The sequence below is a fragment of the Burkholderia sp. Tr-20390 genome (genome assembly GCF_017104595.1).
Classification (GTDB): Bacteria; Pseudomonadota; Gammaproteobacteria; order Burkholderiales; family Burkholderiaceae; genus Burkholderia.
On sequence record NZ_JAAGPC010000004.1, the window covers coordinates 46,418 to 71,464 of the forward strand.

Here is a 25,047-nt window from a genome sequence, read left to right on the forward strand (position 1 = left end):
CTCATGGCTTCGATGATGGCACACGTAGAACAACCTGACCCGGCCCATTTGGAAATAGGAGATTGGATGAAGCGATTCATTGTCGTGCCCGGCTTGGCTGCAGTCATGGTGTTTCTATTCACCACCGTCCTGATGTGTCCAGCACAGGCCACGCCTGTCCGAGCGCTTGCCGAACAAGCCGCAGAAGAATCGGCGAAGCCGTTTGTTGCACAGGTTGTTGGCCTGATGTGGCTGAATCCATTGCAACGCATGGACTACCCCACCCAATGGCAATTGTTGTGGACCCAAGGACTTGCCGTTCCAAACAAGAATGACGATATGGTTCGCACTGATCCGAAGTCGTTTACCACGTTGCAATCGGTAGCTGGTATCGCATACGGAAACAGAGGCGAGGAAACATTTAGAGGCTTCTATCGCAAGTACATGTTCGAGTTTCCTCTAATAATTCGCTCGCGCTATTTCGCCAATCCAAAATATTTCTACACGGTAGGACCAAACGACAAAGGAGAGTGGCGCGAATTGGCGGGAATTCATGTTGAGCTTGCGATTCCGAATCGACTTGATTCGGCTGAATCGCAAAGCTACTTGCGCGACTCAATTCGAAAATCATTCTCGATCGGCAACCCGCATTTCCGAGAAAGGTGGAGCCGCGACACGCCTCCCGACGTACAAATCACACAAGGCGGCGCGAACGCCGGCTTCACTTCATTGAACAACGCGTTGGACTACCTGCAGGCGAACCCCGACAAGAGCGTCTGGGTGATGAACTGGGATGCACCCAACTTCCCGCCCACGGACGCACAGATCAACGAGAACCTTGTCGTACTGTTCCTCGCCGGCCCAACCTTCAATACCGAGCGTGAACCACTCGCATGGATCGGCAAGGCCGCGACCGGTAACACGCTTGATTTTCCGAAGAAGGTCGGCACGACCCGCGCCGTGCAGGCGTGGAAGGCGACCATCGACCAAGCGGCGCGCAACGCCGGCGTCGCGGCCGCCGACCTCAACTACATCGTTCACGACGCAGGCAAAGGCAGCGACGCATCGTCGGCACGTCTTGCCGCGCTCGCGCAGACCTTGACGGAAACGCTTCCCGAATACGACCACCACAAACAGACCTTCAACACAGCCGCCCTACTCGGCGACATGGGAACCGGCAGCGCATTGACCGACGTCGCGCTCTCCATCGGCCGGATCAATCACTACGGCGGCAACGCACTCGTCGCCGGCACGACCGACCCCGAGCATCCCGTCGCGGTTGTCGTCATGCCACCGTCGAAGCTCACGCCGATCGATCCCGACAAGGACTGGTTCCGCGCACGCGGCGGAAACAACGCCTACCTGCCGTGGTGGGGACGTCGACACGATACGAATTACGGCATGCAAGGCTATTCATGGTGATGCACACCGGCGCGGCAGATTGCTTCATCCGAGCGTGATCGCCGCGTCAGACCTCAAACCACTTGGAGGACGGAATCCCATGCGGGGAATTATCCGGGTAGAAGATACGCACACCCACGGCGGCCGGGTCGAATCCGGCGCCCGAAAAAGCACGGTGATGGGGCGCGCGGTCGCCCGCATCGGCGACCCATGCTCGTGTCCGATTCATGGCGCTTGCGAGATTGCCGAGGGCGACACGGCATTCAAGGTCGAAGGTCGAGACGCTGCCTTCGATGGTCACAAGACTTCATGCGGCGCGACCTTGATTTCTTCACTTCACACTTCCGGGCGAGTTTGAATGCAAAAGACCCGACGCATGACTGCCGAACAGTTCCGCCTGTTGCGCGTGCAAAATACACGAATCAAGCCTTTGAACCAGTGGGCCCTGCACGAGATTTTCGTCAAGGGCCGATCGCAGCGGGCCGTGGCGGCGGAAGTCGGCATGACGTGTTCCGCGATGTCGCAGCTTGTACGGAAGGTGTGGCAGCGGTATCTGGAGCTGCCGGGAAACTGTACGCGCCTCACCACCCTCACGATCACGATCCCGGCCAGATATGAGCCCGCACTCCAGGCATGGGTGCGGGATGCCTATCGATTGGCGATTCAGAACGAACAAGATACGGCGACCTGATCGGCAATTCACCGAAGACTCAACCCAGCGGAGACCATGCCTCCGGCAGGCAAATCGTCGACGTAGCCCGCTCGATCTGCTGCGGTCCGCCCTTGGGCGGCCAAAGCCCTTCGGCATAGTGGCGCGCGCGCAATGCCATGCGCTCCTCCAGGCTCGAGAACCCCCAGATATGGGCGATGCGAGGCGGGCCGTCGATCGCGTACATGTTCGCGACGAGATGCGACGTATAGGCTTGCGCGGGGCCGACGGCCTGCCCCCACGCGGCGATCGTCGGCGCGATCCCGGCCGGTTTGAGCCAATAGCGGCGAAATTCGTAGAACCTGCCGAGCGTCGACGGCTCGATCGCAGGCAGGAACGGAAACAGTTCGTAGGTTTCCATGCTGAGACCCACGTGGTCACGGTCGATATTGAACGGCCCGCCGCTCATCAACGCACGACGGCGCTCCTGTTGCAGCTCGGCGATTTCATCGAAGCCGCGCAGCACGACGATCTGCCCCAATTCGCCGATTTCCGAACGCCATGCGCCAAGCAGACGCCCCGCGGCCCCCGGATCCGATACCCATCGGTGTGCGCCGGCGGAAACGGCATCCTGCTCCAGCAGCAAACACGACAACGTCGTCAGTTCATACTGCATCGCGATCATCCCTCGCAAAATGGGCAGCGGGCACGCAAATCGCACTCGCCCGCCGCCAGAAAAATAAATTCCCCCAATCCACAATTAGATAAAACGTTATTCCATATCAAGCGCAATCACCAGCCAACTTTGGATCCTTTTTCCCTTCTGTCCCCCGTATCATTTCTTCCATTCCGAAAGAAACGAGCATGAGAAGGACATGAGCGACACCACCACGCTGCACTACCTCGACTACGCCGCCACGACGCCCGCCGATCCGCGCGTGATCGAAGCGATGACGGCCTGCCTCGGCTTCGATGGCATCTTCGGCAACCCGGCATCGAGCTCGCATGCCGCCGGCCGGCTCGCGAAAGACAAGGTCGAGCAGGCCCGCGCGCAAGTCGCCGCGCTGATCGGCGCGGACGCCGACGAGATCGTCTGGACCTCGGGCGCCACCGAATCGAACAACCTCGCGCTGAAGGGCTATGCGGAAAACGCGACCGCCAAGCGCCACCTGATCACGAGCCGTATCGAGCACAAGGCCATTCTCGATACGATGGCGAACCTGTCGAAGCACGGCTCGACGGTCACGTTCCTCACGCCCACGCGCGACGGCGAGATCACCGCCGACGCAGTCGCGACCGCCATCGGCCCCGATACGGGCCTCGTGTCGCTGATGCTCGTGAACAACGAACTCGGCACGCTGACCGATATTGGCGCAATCTCGCGCATCGTGCATGACGCGGGCGCGCTGCTCCATGTCGACGCCGCGCAGGCGCTCGGCAAGACGCCGATCGACGTGCGCGCGCTCGGCATCGACATGCTGTCGATGTCCGCGCACAAGGTGTACGGCCCGAAGGGGATCGGCGCGCTGTTCGTGCGCCGCGACATCGCGGACCAGATCGCCCCGCAGATTCACGGCGGCGGGCATGAGCGCGGCTTGCGTTCGGGTACGCTCGCGACGCATCAGATCGTTGGCATGGGCGTGGCATGCGAACTGGCCGCTGCGAAGCTCGACGGCGAAGCCGCTCGAATCGCGGCGCTCGGCGCGCGCCTGACGGACGCGCTGGTCGCACTCGGCGATGTCACGCAGAACGCGGCCGCCGCGCGCCGCATCCCGCACACGCTGAGCCTGACAGTGAATGCGCCGGGCTTCTTCCCGTTCATGCTCGGCGAAGCGCTGGCCGTGTCGTCGACGTCCGCCTGCAACTCGACCAGCGGCGCACCGTCCCACGTGCTGACCGCGATCGGCCTCGATGCGGAAACGGCCGGCCGCACCGTGCGCGTGAGCTTCGGCCGCTTTACGACGGAGCAGGATGTCGATTTCGCGATCGCCTGTTTCCGCCACGCGATCGAACAGTGTCGCGCGACGGCGGCGAACGGCTTCTCCGCGTCGCGGCAGATCACGCCGGCCGACCTGAAGGCGATCCGCAATGCGGGCTTCCGCTCGGTCATCTGCAACCGGCCGGACGGCGAAGGCGACGCCCATCCGGCGTTCGACGAAATCGCCGCAGCGGCCCGCGAACTGGGCCTCGAAGCACGCTACCTGCCGGTCGAGCGCGACGGCATCGGCGATGCGGAAATCGATGCCTTCGGTGCACTGGTCGACACGCTGCAGAAGCCGGTGCTCGCGTACTGCCGCAGCGGCAGCCGCTCCGGCATGCTGTGGAGTCGGCTGTCCGCCCGGAGGACGGCCGAAGCTCCGGCCTCTGTCTGATCGATCAGGAACATCGCCCCGCCAGCGCGTGAGCGGCACAGCGTTCGCGAGGAGATCGACATGAAACGGCCGTGCCTCTACATTTCCGCTGCCCGGCGCCGGTGAATTCCGTTACAAGCGCAGCACGCACAACGGCTACTGCTTCGGATACTCCAGTTGCAGCGCGACCCAGCCAGACGTCGCATCGCCGTAGCGTGCCGCGATGTCGCCGAGCACACCGGGCAGCACCGCTTCCCCGCGCCGGTCAGCCGGCACCGTCATGCGCGCGTGCCGCGCATTCGCCGGCTGCGCCAGCAACCGCAGCCCGTGCCTCGACTCGACCACGCGCGCGTCTGCCGTCGCGACGACGTCACTGCGCCAGGTCCGCGCCCACGCGTCGGCGGTCAACGCAACCGGTAGCTCGTCGAACCCGGTTTCGACCGGAAGATCGAACGTCTCGTGCCGCCAGAACGCGACGCGGTTCGTCAACGCAACCGCCACCGCACGCGCCGTCAACGCGAACCGGCTGCCGTCGTGAACGTCACTCCATGCGTGCGCGCCGACGCGCCGCGCCGTCTCGCGCGCCGCTGCCGGCCCGGCCAGCGCACTCACCAACGCCAGCGAAGCGGGAATCGACGCCGACACGCCGGTCGTCGTCATGACGTTGCCGTCCATCACATAGCGGCGATCGTCGACCCACGTCGTATCGGTGAAGCGGCGCCGCAAACTGTCGCGCGAATACCAGTGGGACGTCGCCGTACGATGCCGCAGCACGCCGGCGTTCGCGAGCACTTCCGCGCCCTCGCAGATCGCCACCATCGTCGCGCCGGCGGCGGCCTGCTTGCGTAACCACGCCAGCACGGCGGGGCTGTCCGCGCGATGCAGCGCGGGCACGATCACCACGTCGGCCCCCGCAGCGGTCGCGGCATCGAACCGGTCGAACGTCGTATCGGCCAGCATGCGCAGCGCGGGCATCAGTTCGACCTCGCCTTCATCGGCCGATACGGCGACGACATCGGCCGCCCCGGACGTCTTCAGCAGCGTGTACGGCACGATGAAATCGGTCGTCTCCGTTCCGGCGTTGTCCGCGACGATCGCCACGAGCGGCCGCGCGCGGCCCGCCTTCGGCGCGCCGATCGTCAGCGCTTGGGCGACCGGCCGTGCGTCCTCCGCCTTCACCGGCACCTGCCACCCCGCTGCACTTGCGCCCAGCATCGCGCAAACGAGCAGCACCGCCCCGCCTGTCTTCCGTCCCCGCATCGTTCACCCGCTTCCGTCGATTGCATGTCCGGAAAATTACAAGGATCATGCTCGCGGTCACAAGGACAACTCCACCGCACTTTCCGCCATGTCCCAGTCAACCTGTTCGGCACGCGACATCGTCGTCGTCGGCTTCGAAGGCGTCCAGTCGCTCGACATCACGGGCCCGATGGAAGTGTTCGCGGTCGCGAACCGTCATCTTCCCGACCATGCCGCGCCGTACCGGCTCACGCTCGCGTCGCAACACGGCGGCGACATCGTCACGCACGCGGGCCTGCGCCTCGCCGGCACGGCCGCGCTCGCGGCGCTGCCCGCGCGGATCGACACGCTCATCGTCGCCGGCGGCGATGAAGCGGCGCTGCGCCACGCCGCGTCGGAAGCCGGCGTGCTGCCGTGGCTGCGCACGCGGATCGCGGGCACGCGGCGCATCGCGAGCATCTGCACGGGCGCGTTCGTGCTGGCGGCAGGCGGATGGCTGGACGGCCGGCGCGCGACCACGCACTGGAACCAGTGCGCGATGTTGCAGGCACTCCGTCCCGACGCGCGGATCGAACCGGACGCGATCTACGTCAGCGATCCGCCGTTCCATACGTCGGCCGGCGTGACGGCCGGCATCGATCTGTGTCTCGCGCTCGTCGAGGCGGATTGCGGTGCGCCGACCGCGCTCGCGGTCGCACGCGAACTCGTGCTGTTCATGCACCGGCCCGGCGGACAGGCGCAGTTCAGCGTCGGGCTCGGCTCGCTGGCCAACGCGACGCCGCGCATGCGCGCGCTGCTCGCCGAGATCGCCGACGATCCGGCCGGCGATCTCGGCGTCGCCGCGCTGGCCGCGCGGATGCACATGAGCGAGCGCTCGTTTGCGCGCAATTTCCTGAAGGAGACCGGACGATCGCCCGCGCAGTTCGTGCTGGCCGCACGCGTCGAGCGCGCGAAGGCGCTGCTGGAGCGGGCCGACTGGCCGCTCGAACGCATCGCCGAGCGGTCGGGATTCGGCAGCGTCGACGCGTTGCAGCGCGCGTTCGCGAAGCAGGTCGGCGTCTCCCCGCGCGACTATCGCGCCCGGTTCGGACCGCGACACGGCACGCCGAAAACCGAATAGGCCGTCGCCGGTTCCCGCTTGCGTCCGGGGCCGCTTGCCTGGCGGCGATCCGGCGATCGCCCGCCACCGCCGCCACCGTCGCCGCGCCTCCGTCACGCTCCCGCTCCTCCCGGCGACGAAACGGGCCGATACGCCCTGTTCCGGTGCATCCCGCGGGATTTTCACTCCATTGCCGAAATCTGATAGAGCCGGGAAATTTGATTTCATACCGTTCACGCATCGGACTGGAAAGCGATGACCGCTCGACACGGCATCGCGAGCCGCCGACGAATCCCAGGAGCGGGCCAGCTTGCCTGGCCCGGGCGGCGATGACGGTCCTGCCACGCAGGACATTCGTGACGGAGCGACCATGGATGCAAAACGCCAGCCTGATTCAGGCACCGACAGTGACGTAAGCCTGCTGCACAAGATGGGCTATGCGCAGGAACTGTCGAGACGTATGAGCGGTTTCTCGAACTTCGCGGTGTCGTTTTCCGTGATCTGCATCCTGTCGGGCGGCATTACCGCGTTCCAGCTCGCGTTTTCGGCCACCGGCGGCGCGTCGATCGGCCTCGGCTGGCCGTTGGGCTCGCTGTTCGCGCTGATCGTCGCGGTGTCGATGTCGCAGATCGCGTCCGCGTTTCCGACGGCCGGCGGCCTCTATCACTGGGGCGCCATCCTCGGCGGGAAGAAATGGGGGTGGATGACCGCGTGGCTCAACCTGATCGGCCTGATCTTCGTGATCGCCGCGATCAACTTCGGCACCTACGATCCGTTCTTCAAGACGCTGATCGCGCCGATGTTCGGCGTCAGCCCGGACAGCCTGACCTGGTGGCATCAGACGGCGTTCATCGCGTTCATCACGATCTCGCAGGCGATCCTGAATGCGCGAGGCATCAGGATCGCGAGCAAGATCACCGACCTGTCGGGCTATCTCATCTTCGTGGTGACGATCGCGCTGGTGGTGTCGCTGCTCGTCTACTCGCCGGTCGCGTTCGACGCGCATCGCCTCGTGACGTTCACCAATTTCACCGGCGTCGATGGCGGCGCATGGCCGAAGCAGGCCACGCCGCTCGCGTTCCTGTCCGGCCTGCTGCTCGTGACCTACACGATCACCGGCTTCGACGCTTCCGCGCACACGTCGGAAGAGACGCACGATGCGGCCAAAAACGTGCCGCGCGGCATCATCGGGTCGGTGTTCTGGTCCGCGGTGTTCGGCTACGTGATGGTGTGCGCGTTCGTGCTGGTGATGCCCGACCTGACCGCCAGCATGAAGCAGGGCACCGGCTTTTTCGAGGCGATTCTCGCGCCGATTCCGAAGGCGTTGCGCGTCACCCTCGAACTCGCGATGTTCTTCATCAACTACGTGTGCGGGCTCGCGGCGATCATGTCGACGTCGCGGATGGTGTATGCGTTCGCACGCGACGGCGGGCTGCCGGCGTCGAAGCTGCTGCGCAGCGTGAGCCCGACGCACCGGACGCCCGGCCCCGCGATCTGGACGTGCGCGGTGCTCGCGATCGTCGTCACGCTGTACGGCGACGCGTTCTCGGTGCTGAGCGCCGGCAGCGCGGTGTTCCTGTTCATCTCGTATGCGATGCCGATCGGCTCCGGGATGCTGGCCGAAGGCCGCTCGTGGACCGACAAGGGCCCGTTTCAACTGGGGATCTGGTCGAAGCCGTGTGCGCTGCTCGCGCTGGTCGGCGCGTGCGTGCTCGCGTATGTCGGCATCCAGCCGCCGAACGAGAAGGTGCTGTACGTGCTCGTCGGTTTCGTGGTGGTGCTGATGGTGATCTGGTATGGCTTCGGCGTGCGAAACACGTTCGCGGGGCCGCCGGTGCTGAAGGACACGCGCAATCTCGAGCGCATCCGCGAACTCGAGGCGAACGTCGATCCGTCTGTCTGAAGCGGATTCGAAGCAGGTTGAAAAAAAACCGACTCGCTGGCTCGATGCCGCGAGTCGGTTTTTTCATGTCTACGCGCAACGATGAGATTCAACCGCCTTGCGGCGGTTGAATCTGGCGAGCATCCGCGATCAGACGGCGGAGAAACAGTTGTCGACGAACAGGTGCGTGCCGTTGACGAAACTCGACTCGTCGGACGCGAGGAACAGCGCGGCGGCCGCGACTTCCGACGGCTCGCACAGCCGGCCTTGCTGCACCGCGATCGCCGCCTCGGTCGCGTCGACACCCATCGCCTGCAGGTCCTTCAGTTCGCGCATCCCGTGCGGCGTGCGGATGAACCCCGGCGCGAGCGCGTTGCAGCGAATGCCGCGGTCGCGATACTCGACCGCGATCGCCCGCGCGAACATGTGGCACGCGCCCTTGGTCGCGTCATACAGCACCTCGCCCGGCGTCGCGCACACCGCGGAAATCGACGACGTGCAGACGATGCTGCCGCGCCCCTTCTCCAGCATCTGCGGCAACACCGCCTTCGTCATCAGGAACATGCTCTTCACGTTCACGCCCATCAGCCAGTCCCATTCCGACTCCTCGATGTCGAGGAACGGTTTGACGATCAGCGTGCCGGCGTGATTGAACAGGATGTCCGCGTTGCCGTACTGCTCCCGCGCGGCATTCACGGCCTGCTGGACTTCCGCCTGTTTCGACACGTCGGCGCCCAGGCCGATCGCTTGCAGGCCCGCATCGCGCAGCCGCGACGCAAGCGTGTCGGCGGCGTCGCCGTCGCGGTCGATGATCGCGACCTTCGCGCCCTGGGCGGCGAACAGTTCGGACGCCGCGCCGCCGCAGCCGCCGGCGCCGCCGCTCACGATCGCGACCTTGCCGGCCAGGCGGCCGTCAATCTTGACATTCATGTTTCGTGCTCCATTCCGGTTCGTTCGGTCTGCTCAACTGAACAGCGTCCGCAGGTGATCGTTGAGGAAATAGCCTTCGGGGTCCACGCTGCGTCGCAGTGCGCGGAACGCCTCGGCCTTGGGGAACCAGCGATCGACGTCCTCGCGGTTCGTGAAATGCAGCTTGCCCCAGTGAGGACGCGAGCCGTAGTCGCGCAGGATCGCGTCGACGTCCTTCAGGAACGGCCAGTAGTCGACGCCGTTCGGGCCGCCCGAGCATGAAATCGTGACGCTGTCCTGATGATTGAACGGGCTGATCCACGCCGGGTCGCCCTTCGTGAAGCGGTACTCGACCGGGAAAATGCAGTCGCGGTGTTTCGTGAGGATCAGCTCGCGCACGCGGCGCAGCGCTTCCTTGCCGTGTTGCGCGGGCACCGCGTACTCGAGCTCGTGGAAGTTCGGCACGTAGTGGATCGCATACACCTCCGAGCTGTAGGCGATCTTCTCGTGCTCGCCTTCATGGAACGTGCGCGCGTCGGTGATATCCATCACCTTGATCTCGCACACGTCGTAGTCCTTCTTCGAATTCGACACCTTCGTGGTGTCGGGCAGGCAGTAGAGCTCGCGGCTGGCCGACGTCGGGCACCAGAAGAAACCGAAATGCCGGTGCTTCGCGGCCAGGTCGTCGTACTGCTCCATCAGCGCGTCGAAGTCCTCGCGCCACACGCGGTCGTGCAGCCAGAACGCATCGGTCACCTGCAGCGTGATCTCCGACACCACGCCGAACATCCCGATGTTCACCTGCGTTGCATGCAGCAGGTCGAGGTCCTGCCGGTCGCTGACCTTCATGATCGAGCCGTCCGGGCGCACGAGGCGCATTCCGACGACCTGCGACGACAGGTTGCCAAGCGTCGTCCCCGTGCCGTGCGTGCCGGTGGCCAATGCACCGGCGATCGCCTGCGAATCGATGTCGCCCTGGTTGACGAGCGACAGGCCGAGGTCCTTCAGGTGCCGCGTCACCGCATTGATTTTGGTGCCGGCCCTCACGGTCACGCGCTTGCGCGCTTCGTCGACGTCCACGATGCCCTGGTAGTCCTGCAGCGACAGCAGCAGGCCGCTGGTGGCCACCACGGGCGTGAACGAGTGCCCCGACCCCGCGCACCGCACGTGCTTGCCTTGCCGCGTCGCGGCATGCACCAGCGCCGCGATCTCCGCCTCGCTGGTGGGCGCGGCCAGATGCGCGGCCACGCACGACTGATTGCCGACCCAGTTCCTCCAGAATCCGCCACGGGGAAGTTCCATCACCGTCTCTCCAGCGTCCTATTGCTGCCAAAGATAGGGTGCCGAAAGGTTTTCCACTATCGGATTTCGGCAAGTCAGGGTTTTGACGAGGCGATGCCTGTCCGGCGCTTTTTGACCGGCGCGACGAGCGGCTACAATGAATCGATCCGGCCCGCCCGTCCCCGCCCTCCGCCCTCGATGACGCCGCCTGCCCACCCGAGCGATTTCTCCGGCGATCCGCTGTTCGCGCGAACGGTCGCGTTCTGCGCGTTCACCGACGTGGAGGAACAGGCGCGCGCGTTCGACGGCTGGAACATGAACTACACGCAGATCTCCAGTGGGCGGTTTCACGGCTCGTCGTCGATCGTGTCGCTGGGCGGCATCAAGTTGCTGGTCGAGGATCTCGACAAGGTCATCCTGCAGCAAGGCGCGGTGCCGACGGAGCGGATCGCCGTGGCCGTGCCGCTGGAACTGGAAGGGCATGCGCGCCTGTGCGGCGAGAAGAGCGGGCGCGACAGCCTGCACGTGTTCTCGAGCCAGCCGGCCTTCGAGTTCTATTCGCCCGACCGCCATCTGCTCGTGAACGTCGAAATCGAGCCGGAGAAACTGTCGACGCAGGCGCTGCGCACGGTGGCCGCGTCACTGCGCGCCCAAACCCATGCGCCGGTGATCCCGATGGCGACCGGTGTGGCCGATCATCTGCGCGACCTGCTGCGCCAGACACTGGCCGCCGCCGTAAAAACCACCCGCATCGACGACGTGACGACGCAGGCCAGGATCGAACTGCTCGAACGCACCGTGCTCTACGCGATCTCGGAAGTAATGACGGCCGCGACGCCAGTGGCCGGCGCACAGATCGTGCGCCCGACGAAGTACTGGTCGCTGGTCAATGCGGTGCGGGAGCGGCTGCAGGATGCATCGACCTGCCCGCTGTCGATCGCCGAGCTGTGCGTGGAACTCGGTGTGAGCCGGCGCACCGCGCAATACGCGTTCCAGGACACGTTGAACCTGAACCCGATCGCGTACCTGCGGGCCGTGCGGCTGAACCACGTGCGCCGCGAGCTGCGGCTCGGCGACTCCGTGACGACCGCGGCCACCAAGTGGGGCTTCTGGCACCTGAGCAGTTTTGCGCAGGACTATCGCGCGATGTTCGGCGAACTGCCGTCGGCCACCGCGAAGCGCTACGCGCGCCAGGCGCTCTAGCGCCTGTCGTTCACGCTGTCGTTCATCGTCCGGCGGCCGGTGCGCAGGAATCCGCACCGGCCGCCGCCCTGCCTGCTACGTCACTCGTCCTGCTGTTCCTGCTGCGCCTGCACCTGCCGCTGCTGGATGAACTGCCGCACATCGCTCATCGTCACGCGGCCGGTGTGCTTCGCATCGATCTCGTCGAAGTGCTTCGACACGAAGCCGAGACCGCTGCTCTGCGCCTGCGCCTTCGTCACGGCCGCGCCGTTGCTCAGCACCGTATTGGCGCCGAGCCGCGCATCGACACGCTGCTGCGCCTGCTGCTGCAGCGTCGCGCCGGTCGACGGCAACACCGGCGCCGCTTTCGTGGCGGGAAAGAACGGACCGTCGACACCGCGCCCACCGTGCGGCAGCCTCACCGGCGCCACCGCCTGCGGCGGCAACGCGTAGGCACTGCTCATCACGGCACCGAGGACGATCAACGGAGACATACGCCGCATCAATTTGATTAGGGACATGATCACTCGCATTCAATGGATGAATAGAGGGTTCCTTTGACAAGGAGTCCGTCGCTCAGGCTCGCTCACGGGGCCGCCGCCAGCGTCGTCCCGGCGGTCGCGCCCGGGACGCTGCCGGTCGGCACGCTCGGCGGGTTTTCATCCGGCCACGGCGGCGGCAGCATGTGCAGCGTCAGCGCCGTCGGAATCCGCGCACCCTTGTAGAACGTCTTCAGGTCCCGCTTCATCTGCGGACGGGCGACGTCGTCCAGGTAGGTCATGTGGCCGCCCTGGAAGAAGTTCACCTGCAGCTTCGGATTGAGGCCCTTCACCGTCTGCAGCCGCGCGAGTTGCTTCTCGGTGTTGAAGAACGGCGTCGCGAGATCGTGGAAGCCGTTCTCCGCGAGCACGCGAAGCTTCGGGTTGAGCTGCAGCGCACCGAGCAGATCGGGGATCGTGTCGGGCATCGGCTGGCCGTCGTGCGTGAAGTCCCAGACGCCGATGATGTTGTCGTTCAGCGGCAGGTAGGTCGCGTTCGGTGCGGTGTAGCCGAGGTAATCCGGCATCTGCGTCGCGAGCGCGTTCGTGAACGGCTGCGAAATCAGGATGTCGGACGGGTCGCCGTCGTTCTGCAGCCGCGGATCGGAATTCGGCAACGACACGCGTCCGTCATACCGGCCGATCGTCGTCCCGGGCAGCAGGCTCGTGCCGAACGGATTCGCGTTGAAGTAGCCGCGCAGCGCCTGTTGCGTGAGGCTCGACGGGATCGACCACAGCTTGAGCGTCGCATCGCTCGGGAACACCGGCGTGCCGAGCGCATCCGGAATGCCGAGCTGGCTCAACACCCACGACTGCGAGTACTTCTGCAGCTGGTTGTAGATCAGCGTCGTGAACAGTTCCGTCTGCAGTGCGTACAGACCGGGGTTCACCGGTGCCGGCGACACCTGGTTGAAGTACGCCGCGACCGCCGCATAGCCCGGCAGGTAGCCGGCCACGGTATCGGTTTCGAGCAGCAGCCCCTCCGTCGACTGCGTGATCGCCACGGCTTCCACCGCATCCGCGAAGTAGTTCAGGATCGCCGACTGCAGCACGATGCCCGTCAGGTGCACGCCGGCCGATTCGAGCGCCAGCGCGAGCATGTCGGTACGCGGCGTGCCGTACGATTCGCCGTACAGGTAGATCGGCGACGTGCCGCGGCTGTTGACGTTCAGGTAGCGCTGGATGAAGTCGCGCATGATGTTCACGTCCGCATCGGAACCCCAGTACTTCTGGTTGGTGTTCGGCAACACGGCTTCCGACAGCCCGGTGCCGGGCGGGTCGATGAATACGAGGTCGGTGGTGTCGATCAGGCTTTCGGCGTTGTCGACGAGCGGATAGTTCGGCCAGTTGCTGCCGAACAGCGGATCGGGCGTGGCCACGCGGGTCGGTGCGAACGAGCCGAGCCGCAGCCAGATCGACGACGAGCCCGGGCCGCCGTTATAGACGAACGTGACGGGGCGCGGCTTGCCGTTCGTGCTCGGCGCGGTGTACGCGACATACGACATCGACGCTTCCGGGTTGCCGTTCGCGTCCTGCGCGGTCAGGTGGCCGGTGGTGGTCGTGTAGTTGACGGTCGTGCCGCCGTTTTTCCACTGGTAATGCATGACGGCGGTTTTCTCGGACACCTGCCCGGGGGCGAGGCCGTCGGTCGCATTCATCGAATACGCGACCGGGTCGACGTACGGCTGGTTGGCCGGCGTCTGCCCGGCCGCCTGTTGCGCGCTCGCCTGCTGGCTGGCGGTGGCCTGCGCGAGGCTCGACGCACCGACGGACGACGAATCGTCGCCGCCGCATGCCGCGAGCGCCAGTGTCATGACGGTCAATGCACCTAGCCCGGCCAACCGGCCGTGACGGCCACGGCGGCTGCCGGTACAGCTCCTGTCTGGTTTCATCTCTGTCCTTTGATTCGGATACCGTTTCACACAGGCCGCCAACGCCTGCGAAACGCGCAGGCCGACCCGCCACTCGCGTTGCACGGTCGGCAGTCGGCGGTTGGGGATTGGACTTCCAAGAGACTGAACTTGATACAGACACAGCAAACTGCTGGCGAGAATGGTGCTCGGACGCCCCCTGCAGTTTGGACAACTTTTATATGACCCAAATTTACGACAACACAAAAATAGGCGGTGCTGCGCCGCGTTGTCAAAGATCATTCGGATATTAAAAAACCCGCAATGATGCTAACGGCGGACAGTGTCTGGCAATTGAAAGAAAACAGGATTATTCGTGCATTGCTCGTTCTATCGACAATAATCCGCCGAATCTGCCGCTTTTATCGCACGACCGGCAATCCTTTACCGGCGTTGATGTTGCGCCTCGAAAGCCTTCAGATCACCGGAATTATTCTTTCATTTTAATTATCCGGGATCGATTAATTCTGCGCGACGGCATGCATACGCCGCCATTCGATGATTCAAGTCACTTCAGCCATTCTTCAATCGATGCGCTTATCCGCACCGCGTCATCCATAAAATACCGATTTCTCCATTCCTCGAAAATTCAGCGGAATTATTTACCCTTTCTATTGCTGGCCTTCCAGCAGGGAAGAAGCGCGGCGTGCAACCTCGCCGCACGCCGCGCCTCTTCCGCATTCAATCCGCCATTACTTCCCGCCGCCCGGCAGCGCGATATCGATCAGCACCGGATCGTGATCCGACGAGCGATACGCATCCGGCGCGTAGAACGTCTTCTGCTGCTCGGCCGACTTGTACGCGAGCGTGTACTGCAGCGCGAGCGGCTCGTCCGCGTTGATGTGCCATTCGTGCACGGCCTTCACGTGCGACGCGAGCGGCAGCGTCGCGAGCGCGTGATCGAGGTAGCCGGCTTCGCCGTTGTACACGTAGCTGTACGCGTTCGCGCCGATCCAGCGCGCGACGAGGTTGCGGTAGCCGCGCGATTCGAGCGTGCGGATCGGGTCTTCGTACGTGTAGCTGTTGAAGTCGCCGATCAGCAGCACGCCCTGGCCTGCGACGCCCGTCGGGTTGCCGGCGAGCCAGTCGGCCACCTTCGCCGCCGCGCGCGTGCGCGTCGGGTTCCAGCAGCCCTGGCCGTCACCCTGGTCGAGATCGTCGTTCGCGGCGTCAGGGCAGTTCTTCGACTTCAGGTGGTTCACGGCCACCGTCAGTGACTGCTTGTTGCCGTTGATCAGCCGGAACGACTGCGCGAGCGGCTGGCGGTTCTTGTCGTCGATCGCGAGCGTCGCCGCGCGGCCGACCGGTTCGACCTTGCGGCTGTCGTAGATCATCGCGACCGTGATCGCATCGCCGCCGAGGCGCGACACGCCCGGATCGACGACGCGCCATTGGGTGCCGAGCTTCGCCGCGAGCTGGCGCACCGCGCTCAGTTCGCCGTAGCCGTTGTTCTGGATTTCCATCAGGCCGATCACGTCGGCGTCGATCGCCTTCAGCGCGCTGACGATCTTCGCTTCCTGGCGCTGGAATTCCTGGAAGTTCTTCGCGCCGCGATTGTTCGGATCGTCGAAGCCGCCGCCGAGACCGTTGCCATTGAAGTAGTTCAGCACGTTGAACGACGCGACGCGCAGGTTCGATTTCGGATCGCGCGCCGGTGCGTTGGTGCGCGGGTTCGTGCGGGCTTCGAATGCCGGCACGGCGGCGCCCGGCAGCGGCTGCACGCGCCATGCGCCGTAACGCACTTCGAGCACGCCTTCGACGTCGCGCACCGTGTAGCCCGCGCGCAGCGTGTTCGCGGCCGACAGGCCCGGCGCCGGGTACGGCACGGTCGCGGGGTTCTGCTTGTTCGAGCCGTCGTCGAGGATCAGGCGGTTGCGTGCGTTCGCCTCGATCTGCGTCTGCGCCTGCGCGGGCGGCACGACGCTCGTCGGCGTGCGCAGGCGGCCGTTGCTGAGCATCACGCTGCCGTAGCGGCCGAGCTCGTAGTTGTCGGTGACGTTCAGTGTCTGCGGCAGGCGCACCCGCATCCCTTCATACGCGGCGAACGCGTTCGGGCTGTCGACCGGCAGCGTGAGCGTCACGGGCGTGACGGTCTGGTTGTTCGCGCACACCGCGATCGCGCCCGACTGCGTGAGCTGCGTCTGGCCGTACTTCTCCTCGACCTTGCCGGTCACGTGCACGAGGTCACCCGCTTTCGCCCGCACTTTCGGCGCGTAGACGAACAGGCCTTCCGACACGCCCGGCTGGTTGCGGCGCTGCGCGTCGGCCTGCTGGACGAAGAAGCCGCCGAAGCCGTCGGTGCCGCCGAAATCGGCGGTGACGACCGCTTCGATCGACACGTTCTGGCCGGCGAGCGGCGACGGCGCGCCCGGCCCCTGGATATCGGCGATCGGCGTCGTGCTGCCGCCGCAGTTCGGGCTGACGGGCGCGGCCGTGGCGGCGAAAACCGGCGCGGCGAGCGTCGGGAGCAGCAATAGCGGGGTGATGAGGCGGATTGTCGAGCGCATGACGGGGAATCCCGGTTGTGAGGGTGGCGAAAGCTTAGCGGCGCTCAATGACAGTTTTTGGTAATCGGAAGACAGGCGGATGTAATTGTCGTTATCACGCCGCGATCGCCGTCGAGCGTGCGTTTACGCCTGAAAAAGCGGGGAAATCGTCTGATGAAAATCCACCGTGACCGTGACGATTACCCCGCGTGGTCTTGCTGCGCGGCTCCGCGCCGCCACGCTACACCGTGCCCGGCAACGCGCTCGACACGAGCACGGCCGCGACCATCAGCACGCCGCCCAGCACGACCGCCTCGATCCGCAATACTGTGCCGAATCGTTTCAACGAACTGGCCGGCATCGACGCGGCCGGATCCTTCAACGCGGCCAGCAACGTGGGCATCCCGAAGAAGCGGTTGTGTCCGCCGAGCGCCGCCGCGATCAGCACGAGCGCGAGCTTCAGCAGCAGGATCTGCCCGTACGTCGATGCGAGCAGATTGGCGGGCGTATCGACGCCGCGCCAGCCGTTGTACGCACCGGTCGCGAACAGCACGATCAATGCATAAGTCGATGCATCGGACAGCGACTGCACGAACGATGCGCCGGTCGTGCGTTCACTCGCGGGCATCGCTGCAAGCCTCGGCATCACGCCGAATGCCGTCACGAGCACGAGCCCGACCCATGCGCTGATCGCCAGCAGATGCAGCCAGTCGATCCACACCGGCACGCTGAACAATCCGGCATCCACCGGATGTCCGCCGTTGCTGCGCGCGAGCGCGACGCAGGCCAGCGCGGCCCACATCGCGAACGGCCAGCGCGTGTCGTTCGCGCGCCGGACGAACGACAGCACCACGACAACGAGCATGAACACCGCGCCGGCCAGCCACGCATGACCGAACCCGGTGCCCGCGAGCATCGCGCAGACGGCCGGCCCCGCTTCGAGCAACGACACCTCGCTCATCAGCGCGCAGTGCGCCCAGAACGCGGTGACGCTTGCGAGCAGCGAGATGACGGACGCGATGCGCAGCGTCGCGACGAGCCGCCGCCCGATGCCGTGCTGCCACGCCGACGCGCCGCGCGCGAGCCAGTGGCTGCCGAGCAGCGCGCCGATGACGACGGCGAACCCGGCATTCTGGATCGCCACCGATACCAGCCGCAGGAGACCGATGAAAACGTCGTTCACCCCTTCACCTTGAACGTATAGGTGCCCTTCGTGCGATGCGCGTCGGCCGTCATCGCCACCCACTGCACCGTGTACGCGCCGGGCGCGAGCTTCGGCATCGCGACGGTCATCACGCGCGGGTTCGCCGCATCGACCTTCGCCTTGTCCTGCGTGACGGCGTTGCCGTTCGCATCCGACACCTTCACCGAGCTGAACGCCGGTTCGAGGTCTTCGTTGAACGTGAGCCGCACCGTGTCGGGCGCGGTGTCGACCGTGCTGCCTGTCGCCGGTGCCGCACTTTCCAGCTTGCCGTGCGCGGATGCCGCGATCGGTGCGGCGGCGAGCATCGCACCGGCCGCGACGATCGCGGTCAGCCGCGTGAGGGTCGTGATCTTCATCTGCACGCTCCGCGTCACGGCTTCTTCAGCTCGACGACGGTCAGCGCGCCGTCCACGTCTTCCGCGACGAAGTCGATCTTGTCGCCCGCTTTCACCTGCGACAGCATCGCCGGGTCCTTCACCTTGAACACCATCGTCATCGCGTCCATCCCGAGGTTGTCCAGCGGGCCGTGCTTGATCGTCAGCTTGCCGGCAGCCGTATCGACCTTGCGGATTTCGCCGTGCGACATGCCCGGCGTCGCCGCGGCTGCCTGCTTCGCGCCGCCGCTCATGTCCATGCCGGCCATGTCGCCGGCCGCGTACGATGCGCCGGAAAACACCAGTGCACACCCCATTGCCATCGAAACCAGTCCCTTCTTCATCATGTCGACTCCCAGTGAATGAAACGAAACCGGCGGCCGCATGCACGCAGCCGCCGCATGCTGCTGCTCAGCCGTCCGGCAGTTCGCCGGTGTACTCGTATGCGACGGTGCCCTTCGGATGTTTGAACCAGCCCGGATCGCGATAGTCGTGGCGGCCGAGCCCCTGCCGCACCTTGCAGACCGTGAACATGCCGCCCATCTCCAGCGGCCCGAACGGGCCCGTGCCCGTCATCATCGGCAGCGTGTTGTCGGGCAGCGGCATCTCCATGCCGCCCATCGCGCCGCCGGTGCTGCCCATCGCCATGTAGTCGGGCACGAGCTTGCCGATGCGCTGCGCGAGATCCTTCTGCGGCACGCCGATCAGGTTCGGCACCTGGTGGCCCATCGCGTTCATCGTGTGATGCGACTTGTGGCAATGGAATGCCCAGTCGCCCGGGCGATCGGCGGTGAACTCGATCGCGCGCATCTGGCCCACCGCGACATCGGCCGTCACTTCCGGCCAGCGCGCGGCCGGCGGAATCCAGCCGCCGTCGGTACCCGCGACTTCGAAGCTGTAGCCGTGCAGGTGGATCGGATGGTTCGTCATCGTCAGGTTGCCGAAGCGAATCCGCACGCGGTCGCCCGCGCGCACCGGCAGCGGATCGATGCCCGGGAACACGCGCGAGTTGAAGGTCCACATGTTGAAGTCCGTCATCTCGTTCACGCGCGGCGTGTAGCTGCCCGGATCGATGTCGTACGCGGCGAGCAGGAACACGAAATCGCGATCGACCGGCATCGTGCCGCGATCCTTCGGGTGCACGATGAACATGCCCATCATCCCCATCGCCATCTGCACCATCTCGTCGGCGTGCGGGTGGTACATGAACGTGCCGTGCGCTTCCAGCTGGAACTCGTAGACGAAGGTCTTGCCGGGCGGGATATGCGGCTGCGTGAGGCCGCCGACGCCATCCATCCCGTTCGGCAGCCGCAGCCCGTGCCAGTGGATCGTCGTGTGCTCGGGCAGCCGGTTGGTCACGAAGATGCGCACCTTGTCGCCTTCGACGGCCTCGATCGTCGGGCCGGGCGACTGGCCGTTGTAGCCCCACAGGTTCGCGTTCATGCCGGGCGCCATCTCGCGCACGACGGGCTCGGCCGTCAGGTGAAATTCCTTCCAGCCGTTCTTCATCCGCCACGGCAGCGTCCAGCCGTTCAGCGTCGCGACGGGCGTGTACGGGCGGCCGTTCGGCGGCACGAGCGGCGGCTGTGTGGCCGTTTTCGCCATCGTGGGCGCTTCGGGCAGCGACGCGGCGCCGGCCTTGCTGACCATCGCGGCGCCCAGCAGCGCGGCGCCCGAGCCGCTGAGAAATTGTCGACGGGACACCATGTCAATGACCTTCCGGATGCGGTTGTGTCGCGGGCGCCGGTTGCGCCGCGGATGAAGAAGCCGGCTGCGGCGCAGCGTCGGCGTGTGAAGGGGATGCGGGTTCGACGGATGGCGTCGCGCGCGGCGTGGCACCGTCGGTCGGCAGCCGGCCTCCGACGGCCATCTGCAGATCGGTTTCGGCAAGCCAGTAGTCCTTCAGCGCATCGATGTAGCCGTTGACCGCGCCGACCTGTTCGCGCGCATCGGCCAGCAGCTCGAACACGCTCGCGAGCATCCCGTTGTAGCGCAGCAGCAGCTCGTCGGAGATCGTCTTGCGCAACGGCACGACTTCGTCGCGATAGTGGGTCGCGACGTCGTAGCTCGTCACGTACGCCGCATACGACTCGCGCACGTCGGAGCGCGCGTCGATGGCCGTTTTCGCGAGCCGGTTCGCCGATTGCATGTAGACGGCCTCGGCCCGCGCGACCTTCGCGCCGCCCCAGTCGAACAGCGGAATCTCGACGCTGATCTCGTAGCCGTGCTCGTGCCCCTTGCCGGTCTCGTAGTCGTTCACGTAGCCGAGGTCGACCGCATTGACGAAGCGCGTCGCCTTGCTCAGGCCGAGCGACGACGCGACGCCCTGCGTCTGCAGCTTCGCGGCCTGGATGTCGAAGCGGTTGCTCATCGCGAACCGCTCGAGATCGGGCAGGTTCGGCCGCGCTTTCGGCAGGTCCGGCAAGCGCTCGGGCAGCGCGTACTGCGTGCGTTCGCCCCACAGGCCCATCGCACGCGTGAGCTTCTCGCGCGCGGCGACGGCCTGCTGGCGCGCCTTCGCGTGCTGCGCAACCGCATCGGCATGGAACGCCTGCTCGCGTGCGTAATCGAGACGGCTGAAGTTGCCGGCCTGCCGCATGCGCAGCGCGAGTTCGGCGGCCGCGCTCGCGGCATCGCGCACCTGTTGCGCATAGTTCGCGGCCTGCTCGGCCGCGACGGCCTCGACGTACGCGCGGCGTGCGTCGGCTGCGACCTTCAGCATCGCGTCGGCGGTTTCGAGCTTGGTCTGCTCGAAGCGGCGGCGTTCGATGTTCGTCGCGAGCGGCATCGTCAGCAGCGCGAACACGTTCGCCGAGAACGTGCGGCCGAGCGTCAGCTCGCCGTCGCCGGCACGGGTGCGGCTGAACGCGAAGCGCGGGTTCGGCAGCCGGCCGGCCTGGACGAGGTCTGCTTCCGACAGCCCCAGTTCCGCATACGAAGCCTGCAGCCCGCGGTTGTTCAGCAGCGCGACCTGCACCGCGTCGTCCATCGACAGCGGCTTCGCAAGCAGCTCCTTCGTGCGCTTGTCGACAGCTTCGCGGTCGGCGTCGGTCTTGATCACCACCGCGTCTTTCCCGATGCGTTCCGACGCGGCGGACGACACCGCGTCGAAACCACCGTCCTTCGAAAACGTCGTGCAGCCGGCGAGGAAGGCCAGCACGGCCGCGGCCGCGCCGATCCTCGGCGATATCGCAAGCATCGTCATTGCGCGGTGCCTCCGTGCTTCGAATGCGCGGCGCCGCTTCCGGCCGCACCGCCCGTCGCACGTCCTTTCGCGGGCCGTTCAATCACGTCGCGGTTCAGTTGTTTCCAGCCCGGGCCTTCGTCGTCCCGATACGGCCGGTAGCCGTCGAATGCGGATGTCACGGTGATATCCGGCACGGCCACGGTGGCATCCGCTGGATCAGGCAGCGGGGTTTGCGCTGGTGCGAGCGACGGCACGAGGGCCGCCGCGCTCAACAGCGCCGCAGTAATGGATCGCATGAATGGGTCTCGTCATGAGTCGTCCGGCGGTCGTGATGCCGCCGCCGGAACGGATTGCAGAGCGCGGCAGGTCGAAGCCGCGGGCCGATTTAGACGAGATGCCCGCGTGGCGGCCTGTCGATGCCGCCAGTCAGGAACGATACGACGACCGGCGTCGGAGCGAAAGAAACGCGCGCGATACCGATACCCGACGCAACGGACATCGCGGAAAGATCCGCCATGCCAGCGCCGAGGCAGCAGGACCCGCATGCGGAACATGGCTGTGCATGTCGCGCATGATCGCCGTGCGCGTGCTCGTCTTCATGCTGGCCACCATGCGCGCTCGGCATCGCACGCGGCGCGACCGCGTCATCGGCGCTTGCTCCGTCCCCCGCGTGCGGCATGGCCACGACCGCCCCCGCGCACGCCATCGACACAGCCGCGAACGACTGGATCGGCAGGCTCAGCGCCAGCAGCACGACGACGAGGAATTTGCGCCAGTACGACATGGATGCGAAATCACGCAGGCAACGACCGGATGGGCCGGCGCAGCGCCGCGACGGCGCGCTCCGGGGACACGACGGCCGCAGCTTATCGCCGCCGCGGTGACGACGACATGGCCGAAACATGACCGGCATTTCATGACAATTCCGTCATCCGGCGGTCACCCTTCGCGCACGCACGGCGCCGTAAGCTCACGCGTTACACTGACCGGCTGAAATCACGGATGACTCACGGACAGCCTGCCTCACCATGCGAATACTGATAGTCGAAGACGAACCCAAGATGGCGTCGTACCTCCGCAAGGGGCTGATGGAGGCGAGCTACACGGTCGACGTCGCGGAAAACGGCAAGGACGGGCTGTTCCTCGCGCTGCACGAGGAGTTCGATCTCGTCGTGCTCGACGTGATGCTGCCGGAAATGGACGGCTTCGAGGTGCTCAAGCGGCTGCGCGCGCAGAAGCAGACGCCCGTGCTGCTGCTCACGGCGCGCGAGGCGATCGAGGACAAGGTCGCCGGGCTCGAACTGGGCGCCGACGACTACCTGCTCAAGCCGTTCGCGTATGCCGAGTTCCTCGCGCGCATCCGCTCGCTGCTGCGGCGCGCGCCGCGCAACGTGCGCGACATCCTGCAGGTCGCCGATCTCGAAGTCGACCTGATCCGCCGCCGCGTGCGGCGCGCCGACACCCGCATCGACCTGACCGCGCAGGAATTCGCGCTGCTGCAGTTGCTCGCCGAACGCGAGGGGGAAGTGCTGACGCGCACCTTCATCACGTCGCAGATCTGGGACATGAATTTCGACAGCGACACGAACGTCGTCGATGCGGCGATCAAGCGCCTGCGCGCGAAGATCGACAACGCGTATGAGAAGAAGCTGATCCACACGATCCGCGGAATGGGCTACGTGCTCGAGGATCGCGCGTGACGCGCCGCCCTGGCGCGTATTCGCTGCTGCAGCGGCTGACGCTCGCGTTCGCCGTCGTCGCCGCGCTCGTGTTCGCGCTGACCGGCGCGTACCTGTATCGCTCGCTGTCCGCCGAGCTGACGCGGCGCGACGACATCGAGATTTCCGGCAAGCTCAACCAGTTCCTGCAACTGGCGCACGCGAGCGGCTCGATCGCCGCGCTGCGGGCCGATCCGGCCGTGTTTCACGAGGTGCTGCTGTCGCACCCGGGCGTGTATCTCGGCATCTACGATGCGCAGAACCGCGCGCTCGTCGAGCATTCCGACGAGGCCGGCAATACGCTCGCGTCGGTGATCGCGGCACCGCATCCGGCCAGCCGAGCCGGCGTGCCGTTCACCTGTTCGCCGCCCGGCATCGGCACGTCGCGTTGCGTCTACGCACGCGAAACGCTGCCGTCCGGCGACGCGATCCAGGTCGCGCTCGCGCGCACGGCGACCGATCGCCAGTCGCTGCTCGAAAGCTATCGCGTCGACATCTGGCTCGCGGCGGCCGTGGGCGCGCTGCTGGTCGGCGCGCTCGGCTATGCGGTTGCGTCGCGCGGCCTGCGCCCGGTCGAGAGCCTCGGCCGGCAGACGTCGCGCATCGAGGCCCACAACCTGAACGCACGGCTCGACGCGCGCGGCGGCCCGGTCGAGCTGCGTGAACTCGCGACGTCGGTCAACCGGATGCTCGACCGCCTCGAACGCGCGTTCGTGCGGCTGTCGCAGTTCTCGTCCGATCTCGCGCACGACATGCGCACGCCGCTCGCCAACGTGATCAGCGCGTCGCAGGTCACGCTGTCGCGCGCGCGCACGACCGAGGAATACGAAGCGCTGATCGACTCGAACATCGAGGAATGCGAACGGTTGCAGCGGATGATCGAGAACATGCTGTTTCTCGCGCGCACCGATAATGCGCGGCAGCACCTGAAGACCACCGAGCTCGATGCAGGCAGCGAGCTGCGCCGGCTCGCGTCGTATTTCCAGGCGCTGGCCGACGAAGCCGGCGTGCGCATCGACGTGCACGGCGAAGCGCCGGTCGTCGCCGATGCGACGCTGTTCCGGCGTGCCGTCAGCAACCTTACGTCAAACGCGCTCGAACATGCGGAAGCCGCGTCGACGATCGAGCTCGCGGTGTCGGCGCAAGGCCGCTACGCGGTCGTCGAAGTCACGAATCGCGGCGCCGCGATTCCGCCCGAACAGGTCGACAAGATCTTCGAGCGCTTCTACCGGATCGATTCGTCGCGGCACGGCGCGGCGCGCAACGCGGGGCTCGGGCTCGCGATCGTGAAGTCGATCATGGAGCTGCATCGCGGCAAGGTCGAGGTCGCGAGCCGCGACGGGCGCACGACGTTCGCGCTTTATTTTCCGCGGGGCACGGAAGGGTAAGCCGTTCGTCTCGCGTTTCGCATCGGCATGACGACCGGTGCAACGCCGAACGAAGCGCGACGACCACCACCGCTCGACGCCGTCACTCCCCCGGCTCGCGCCGGATCTTCGCGTGGCGGCGATTGCGGTCGTTCAGTATCTGGTGCCGGCGATGGTCGGTCAGTTTCTTCCAGTCACGTGCCTCGTCGCGCGTCCTCAAACAACCCACGCAGAATCCGGTGCGGCCATCGAACGCGCACAGCTCGATACACGGCGATTTCACGGCCACG

The 25,047-nt window shown here is 65.9% G+C and carries 25 protein-coding genes; 11 read left to right on the plus strand and 14 right to left on the minus strand.

Annotated elements, in window-relative coordinates:
- Positions 1 to 66: 66 nt before the first annotated feature.
- The 3 genes from G3N98_RS02740 to G3N98_RS02750 all read left to right on the plus strand — a co-directional run bounded on the left by G3N98_RS02740 (position 67) and on the right by G3N98_RS02750 (position 2,071).
- Positions 67 to 1,401, plus strand: a complete 1,335-nt coding sequence (locus tag G3N98_RS02740; protein ID WP_206147194.1) for a virulence factor — start codon at positions 67 to 69, stop codon at positions 1,399 to 1,401.
- 79 nt (positions 1,402 to 1,480) lie between these two features.
- Complete coding sequence (locus tag G3N98_RS02745; RefSeq protein WP_089432094.1) at positions 1,481 to 1,738, plus strand: PAAR domain-containing protein; 258 nt, start codon at positions 1,481 to 1,483, stop codon at positions 1,736 to 1,738.
- A complete protein-coding gene (locus tag G3N98_RS02750; RefSeq protein WP_174975079.1) occupies positions 1,739 to 2,071 on the plus strand; it encodes a TrfB-related DNA-binding protein in 333 nt (110 codons plus the stop codon).
- A gap of 19 nt (positions 2,072 to 2,090) precedes the next feature.
- Here G3N98_RS02750 and G3N98_RS02755 read toward each other — a convergent pair whose 3' ends face one another.
- The gene (locus G3N98_RS02755) at positions 2,091 to 2,714 is read right to left on the minus strand and encodes an NIPSNAP family protein (RefSeq protein WP_241025711.1); all 624 of its coding nucleotides are present in this window, start codon (positions 2,712 to 2,714) and stop codon (positions 2,091 to 2,093) included.
- 190 nt (positions 2,715 to 2,904) lie between these two features.
- On the opposite strand from G3N98_RS02755, the gene G3N98_RS02760 reads away from it, so the two are divergent.
- Positions 2,905 to 4,401 carry an aminotransferase class V-fold PLP-dependent enzyme gene (locus G3N98_RS02760; protein ID WP_206147143.1) on the plus strand — a complete coding sequence of 499 codons (1,497 nt, stop codon included), beginning with the start codon at positions 2,905 to 2,907 and terminating at the stop codon, positions 4,399 to 4,401.
- A 135-nt stretch (positions 4,402 to 4,536) separates the two neighbouring features.
- On the opposite strand, the gene G3N98_RS02765 is transcribed toward G3N98_RS02760, so the two are convergent.
- Entirely contained in the window at positions 4,537 to 5,640 is a 1,104-nt protein-coding gene (locus tag G3N98_RS02765) for a DJ-1/PfpI family protein (RefSeq protein ID WP_206147144.1), read from the minus strand.
- A gap of 88 nt (positions 5,641 to 5,728) precedes the next feature.
- On the opposite strand from G3N98_RS02765, the gene G3N98_RS02770 reads away from it, so the two are divergent.
- Complete coding sequence (locus G3N98_RS02770) at positions 5,729 to 6,739, plus strand: helix-turn-helix domain-containing protein (RefSeq protein ID WP_206147145.1); 1,011 nt, start codon at positions 5,729 to 5,731, stop codon at positions 6,737 to 6,739.
- Between the two features lie 349 nt (positions 6,740 to 7,088).
- Positions 7,089 to 8,621: an amino acid permease gene (locus G3N98_RS02775; RefSeq protein WP_089474077.1), complete on the plus strand. Its 1,533-nt coding sequence runs from the start codon at positions 7,089 to 7,091 to the stop codon at positions 8,619 to 8,621.
- A 129-nt stretch (positions 8,622 to 8,750) separates the two neighbouring features.
- Here G3N98_RS02775 and G3N98_RS02780 read toward each other — a convergent pair whose 3' ends face one another.
- A complete protein-coding gene (locus tag G3N98_RS02780; RefSeq protein WP_175239299.1) occupies positions 8,751 to 9,530 on the minus strand; it encodes an SDR family NAD(P)-dependent oxidoreductase in 780 nt (259 codons plus the stop codon).
- Between the two features lie 33 nt (positions 9,531 to 9,563).
- Positions 9,564 to 10,811 carry a D-arabinono-1,4-lactone oxidase gene (locus G3N98_RS02785; RefSeq protein ID WP_206147146.1) on the minus strand — a complete coding sequence of 416 codons (1,248 nt, stop codon included), beginning with the start codon at positions 10,809 to 10,811 and terminating at the stop codon, positions 9,564 to 9,566.
- A 177-nt stretch (positions 10,812 to 10,988) separates the two neighbouring features.
- Here G3N98_RS02785 and G3N98_RS02790 point away from each other — a divergent pair, with 177 nt between their 5' ends.
- Entirely contained in the window at positions 10,989 to 11,993 is a 1,005-nt protein-coding gene (locus G3N98_RS02790; protein WP_206147147.1) for a helix-turn-helix domain-containing protein, read from the plus strand.
- 80 nt (positions 11,994 to 12,073) lie between these two features.
- Here the strand turns inward: G3N98_RS02790 and G3N98_RS02795 are convergent, their stop codons facing one another.
- Both G3N98_RS02795 and G3N98_RS02800 read right to left on the minus strand, forming a co-directional pair.
- Positions 12,074 to 12,505, minus strand: a complete 432-nt coding sequence (locus G3N98_RS02795) for a 2-oxoglutarate dehydrogenase (RefSeq protein WP_206147148.1) — start codon at positions 12,503 to 12,505, stop codon at positions 12,074 to 12,076.
- A gap of 53 nt (positions 12,506 to 12,558) precedes the next feature.
- The gene (locus G3N98_RS02800; protein WP_206147149.1) at positions 12,559 to 14,403 is read right to left on the minus strand and encodes a peptidase S10; all 1,845 of its coding nucleotides are present in this window, start codon (positions 14,401 to 14,403) and stop codon (positions 12,559 to 12,561) included.
- Between the two features lie 234 nt (positions 14,404 to 14,637).
- On the opposite strand from G3N98_RS02800, the gene G3N98_RS02805 reads away from it, so the two are divergent.
- Positions 14,638 to 14,868, plus strand: a complete 231-nt coding sequence (locus G3N98_RS02805) for a hypothetical protein (RefSeq protein WP_241025712.1) — start codon at positions 14,638 to 14,640, stop codon at positions 14,866 to 14,868.
- A gap of 245 nt (positions 14,869 to 15,113) precedes the next feature.
- Here the strand turns inward: G3N98_RS02805 and G3N98_RS02810 are convergent, their stop codons facing one another.
- From G3N98_RS02810 to G3N98_RS02840, 7 genes are all read right to left on the minus strand, one after another.
- Entirely contained in the window at positions 15,114 to 16,928 is a 1,815-nt protein-coding gene (locus G3N98_RS02810; RefSeq protein WP_206147150.1) for an ExeM/NucH family extracellular endonuclease, read from the minus strand.
- Positions 16,929 to 17,148: 220 nt separating this feature from the next.
- Positions 17,149 to 18,090: a CopD family protein gene (locus tag G3N98_RS02815; protein ID WP_206147151.1), complete on the minus strand. Its 942-nt coding sequence runs from the start codon at positions 18,088 to 18,090 to the stop codon at positions 17,149 to 17,151.
- Positions 18,087 to 18,467, minus strand: coding sequence for a copper homeostasis periplasmic binding protein CopC (gene copC, locus G3N98_RS02820; RefSeq protein WP_206147152.1), 381 nt, complete (start codon positions 18,465 to 18,467; stop codon positions 18,087 to 18,089). Before copC ends, G3N98_RS02815 begins: the two co-directional genes overlap by 4 nt.
- 14 nt (positions 18,468 to 18,481) lie before the next feature.
- Positions 18,482 to 18,829 (minus strand): copper-binding protein, encoded by a 348-nt coding sequence (locus G3N98_RS02825; protein WP_206147196.1) that lies wholly within the window; start codon positions 18,827 to 18,829, stop codon positions 18,482 to 18,484.
- 67 nt (positions 18,830 to 18,896) lie between these two features.
- A complete protein-coding gene (locus G3N98_RS02830; protein ID WP_089474068.1) occupies positions 18,897 to 20,192 on the minus strand; it encodes a copper oxidase in 1,296 nt (431 codons plus the stop codon).
- 1 nt (position 20,193) lies between these two features.
- The gene (locus tag G3N98_RS02835) at positions 20,194 to 21,690 is read right to left on the minus strand and encodes a TolC family protein (RefSeq protein ID WP_206147153.1); all 1,497 of its coding nucleotides are present in this window, start codon (positions 21,688 to 21,690) and stop codon (positions 20,194 to 20,196) included.
- Positions 21,687 to 21,968: a hypothetical protein gene (locus G3N98_RS02840; protein WP_206147154.1), complete on the minus strand. Its 282-nt coding sequence runs from the start codon at positions 21,966 to 21,968 to the stop codon at positions 21,687 to 21,689. Before G3N98_RS02840 ends, G3N98_RS02835 begins: the two co-directional genes overlap by 4 nt.
- A 2-nt stretch (positions 21,969 to 21,970) precedes the next feature.
- Between G3N98_RS02840 and G3N98_RS02845 the strand changes: the two genes are divergently transcribed.
- From G3N98_RS02845 to G3N98_RS02855, 3 genes are read left to right on the plus strand one after another with little or no spacing between them, the layout of a single operon-like run.
- Positions 21,971 to 22,666, plus strand: a complete 696-nt coding sequence (locus G3N98_RS02845; RefSeq protein WP_206147155.1) for a hypothetical protein — start codon at positions 21,971 to 21,973, stop codon at positions 22,664 to 22,666.
- A 34-nt stretch (positions 22,667 to 22,700) separates the two neighbouring features.
- The gene (locus tag G3N98_RS02850) at positions 22,701 to 23,372 is read left to right on the plus strand and encodes a heavy metal response regulator transcription factor (protein ID WP_089432079.1); all 672 of its coding nucleotides are present in this window, start codon (positions 22,701 to 22,703) and stop codon (positions 23,370 to 23,372) included.
- Positions 23,369 to 24,778 (plus strand): heavy metal sensor histidine kinase, encoded by a 1,410-nt coding sequence (locus tag G3N98_RS02855; protein WP_206147156.1) that lies wholly within the window; start codon positions 23,369 to 23,371, stop codon positions 24,776 to 24,778. Before G3N98_RS02850 ends, G3N98_RS02855 begins: the two co-directional genes overlap by 4 nt.
- Before the next feature lie 82 nt (positions 24,779 to 24,860).
- On the opposite strand, the gene G3N98_RS02860 is transcribed toward G3N98_RS02855, so the two are convergent.
- Positions 24,861 to 25,046 (minus strand): DUF1289 domain-containing protein, encoded by a 186-nt coding sequence (locus tag G3N98_RS02860; protein ID WP_089474062.1) that lies wholly within the window; start codon positions 25,044 to 25,046, stop codon positions 24,861 to 24,863.
- Position 25,047: the final 1 nt, after the last annotated feature.

What these genes read in the sequence shown, in the direction of transcription:
- G3N98_RS02760 (WP_206147143.1), top strand. Translation starts at nt 2,905, where the DNA reads ATGAGCGACACCACCACGCTGCACTACCTCGACTACGCCGCCACGACG.
- G3N98_RS02750 (WP_174975079.1), top strand. Translation starts at nt 1,739, where the DNA reads ATGCAAAAGACCCGACGCATGACTGCCGAACAGTTCCGCCTGTTGCGC.
- G3N98_RS02850 (WP_089432079.1), top strand. Translation starts at nt 22,701, where the DNA reads ATGCGAATACTGATAGTCGAAGACGAACCCAAGATGGCGTCGTACCTC.
- G3N98_RS02765 (WP_206147144.1), bottom strand. Translation starts at nt 5,640, where the DNA reads ATGCGGGGACGGAAGACAGGCGGGGCGGTGCTGCTCGTTTGCGCGATG.
- G3N98_RS02755 (WP_241025711.1), bottom strand. Translation starts at nt 2,714, where the DNA reads ATGATCGCGATGCAGTATGAACTGACGACGTTGTCGTGTTTGCTGCTG.
- G3N98_RS02845 (WP_206147155.1), top strand. Translation starts at nt 21,971, where the DNA reads ATGGGTCTCGTCATGAGTCGTCCGGCGGTCGTGATGCCGCCGCCGGAA.
- G3N98_RS02780 (WP_175239299.1), bottom strand. Translation starts at nt 9,530, where the DNA reads ATGAATGTCAAGATTGACGGCCGCCTGGCCGGCAAGGTCGCGATCGTG.
- G3N98_RS02840 (WP_206147154.1), bottom strand. Translation starts at nt 21,968, where the DNA reads ATGCGATCCATTACTGCGGCGCTGTTGAGCGCGGCGGCCCTCGTGCCG.
- G3N98_RS02790 (WP_206147147.1), top strand. Translation starts at nt 10,989, where the DNA reads ATGACGCCGCCTGCCCACCCGAGCGATTTCTCCGGCGATCCGCTGTTC.
- G3N98_RS02835 (WP_206147153.1), bottom strand. Translation starts at nt 21,690, where the DNA reads ATGACGATGCTTGCGATATCGCCGAGGATCGGCGCGGCCGCGGCCGTG.
- G3N98_RS02810 (WP_206147150.1), bottom strand. Translation starts at nt 16,928, where the DNA reads ATGCGCTCGACAATCCGCCTCATCACCCCGCTATTGCTGCTCCCGACG.
- G3N98_RS02770 (WP_206147145.1), top strand. Translation starts at nt 5,729, where the DNA reads ATGTCCCAGTCAACCTGTTCGGCACGCGACATCGTCGTCGTCGGCTTC.
- G3N98_RS02800 (WP_206147149.1), bottom strand. Translation starts at nt 14,403, where the DNA reads ATGAAACCAGACAGGAGCTGTACCGGCAGCCGCCGTGGCCGTCACGGC.
- G3N98_RS02825 (WP_206147196.1), bottom strand. Translation starts at nt 18,829, where the DNA reads ATGAAGAAGGGACTGGTTTCGATGGCAATGGGGTGTGCACTGGTGTTT.
- G3N98_RS02740 (WP_206147194.1), top strand. Translation starts at nt 67, where the DNA reads ATGAAGCGATTCATTGTCGTGCCCGGCTTGGCTGCAGTCATGGTGTTT.
- G3N98_RS02795 (WP_206147148.1), bottom strand. Translation starts at nt 12,505, where the DNA reads ATGCGAGTGATCATGTCCCTAATCAAATTGATGCGGCGTATGTCTCCG.
- G3N98_RS02775 (WP_089474077.1), top strand. Translation starts at nt 7,089, where the DNA reads ATGGATGCAAAACGCCAGCCTGATTCAGGCACCGACAGTGACGTAAGC.
- G3N98_RS02785 (WP_206147146.1), bottom strand. Translation starts at nt 10,811, where the DNA reads ATGGAACTTCCCCGTGGCGGATTCTGGAGGAACTGGGTCGGCAATCAG.
- G3N98_RS02745 (WP_089432094.1), top strand. Translation starts at nt 1,481, where the DNA reads ATGCGGGGAATTATCCGGGTAGAAGATACGCACACCCACGGCGGCCGG.
- copC (WP_206147152.1), bottom strand. Translation starts at nt 18,467, where the DNA reads ATGAAGATCACGACCCTCACGCGGCTGACCGCGATCGTCGCGGCCGGT.
- G3N98_RS02830 (WP_089474068.1), bottom strand. Translation starts at nt 20,192, where the DNA reads ATGGTGTCCCGTCGACAATTTCTCAGCGGCTCGGGCGCCGCGCTGCTG.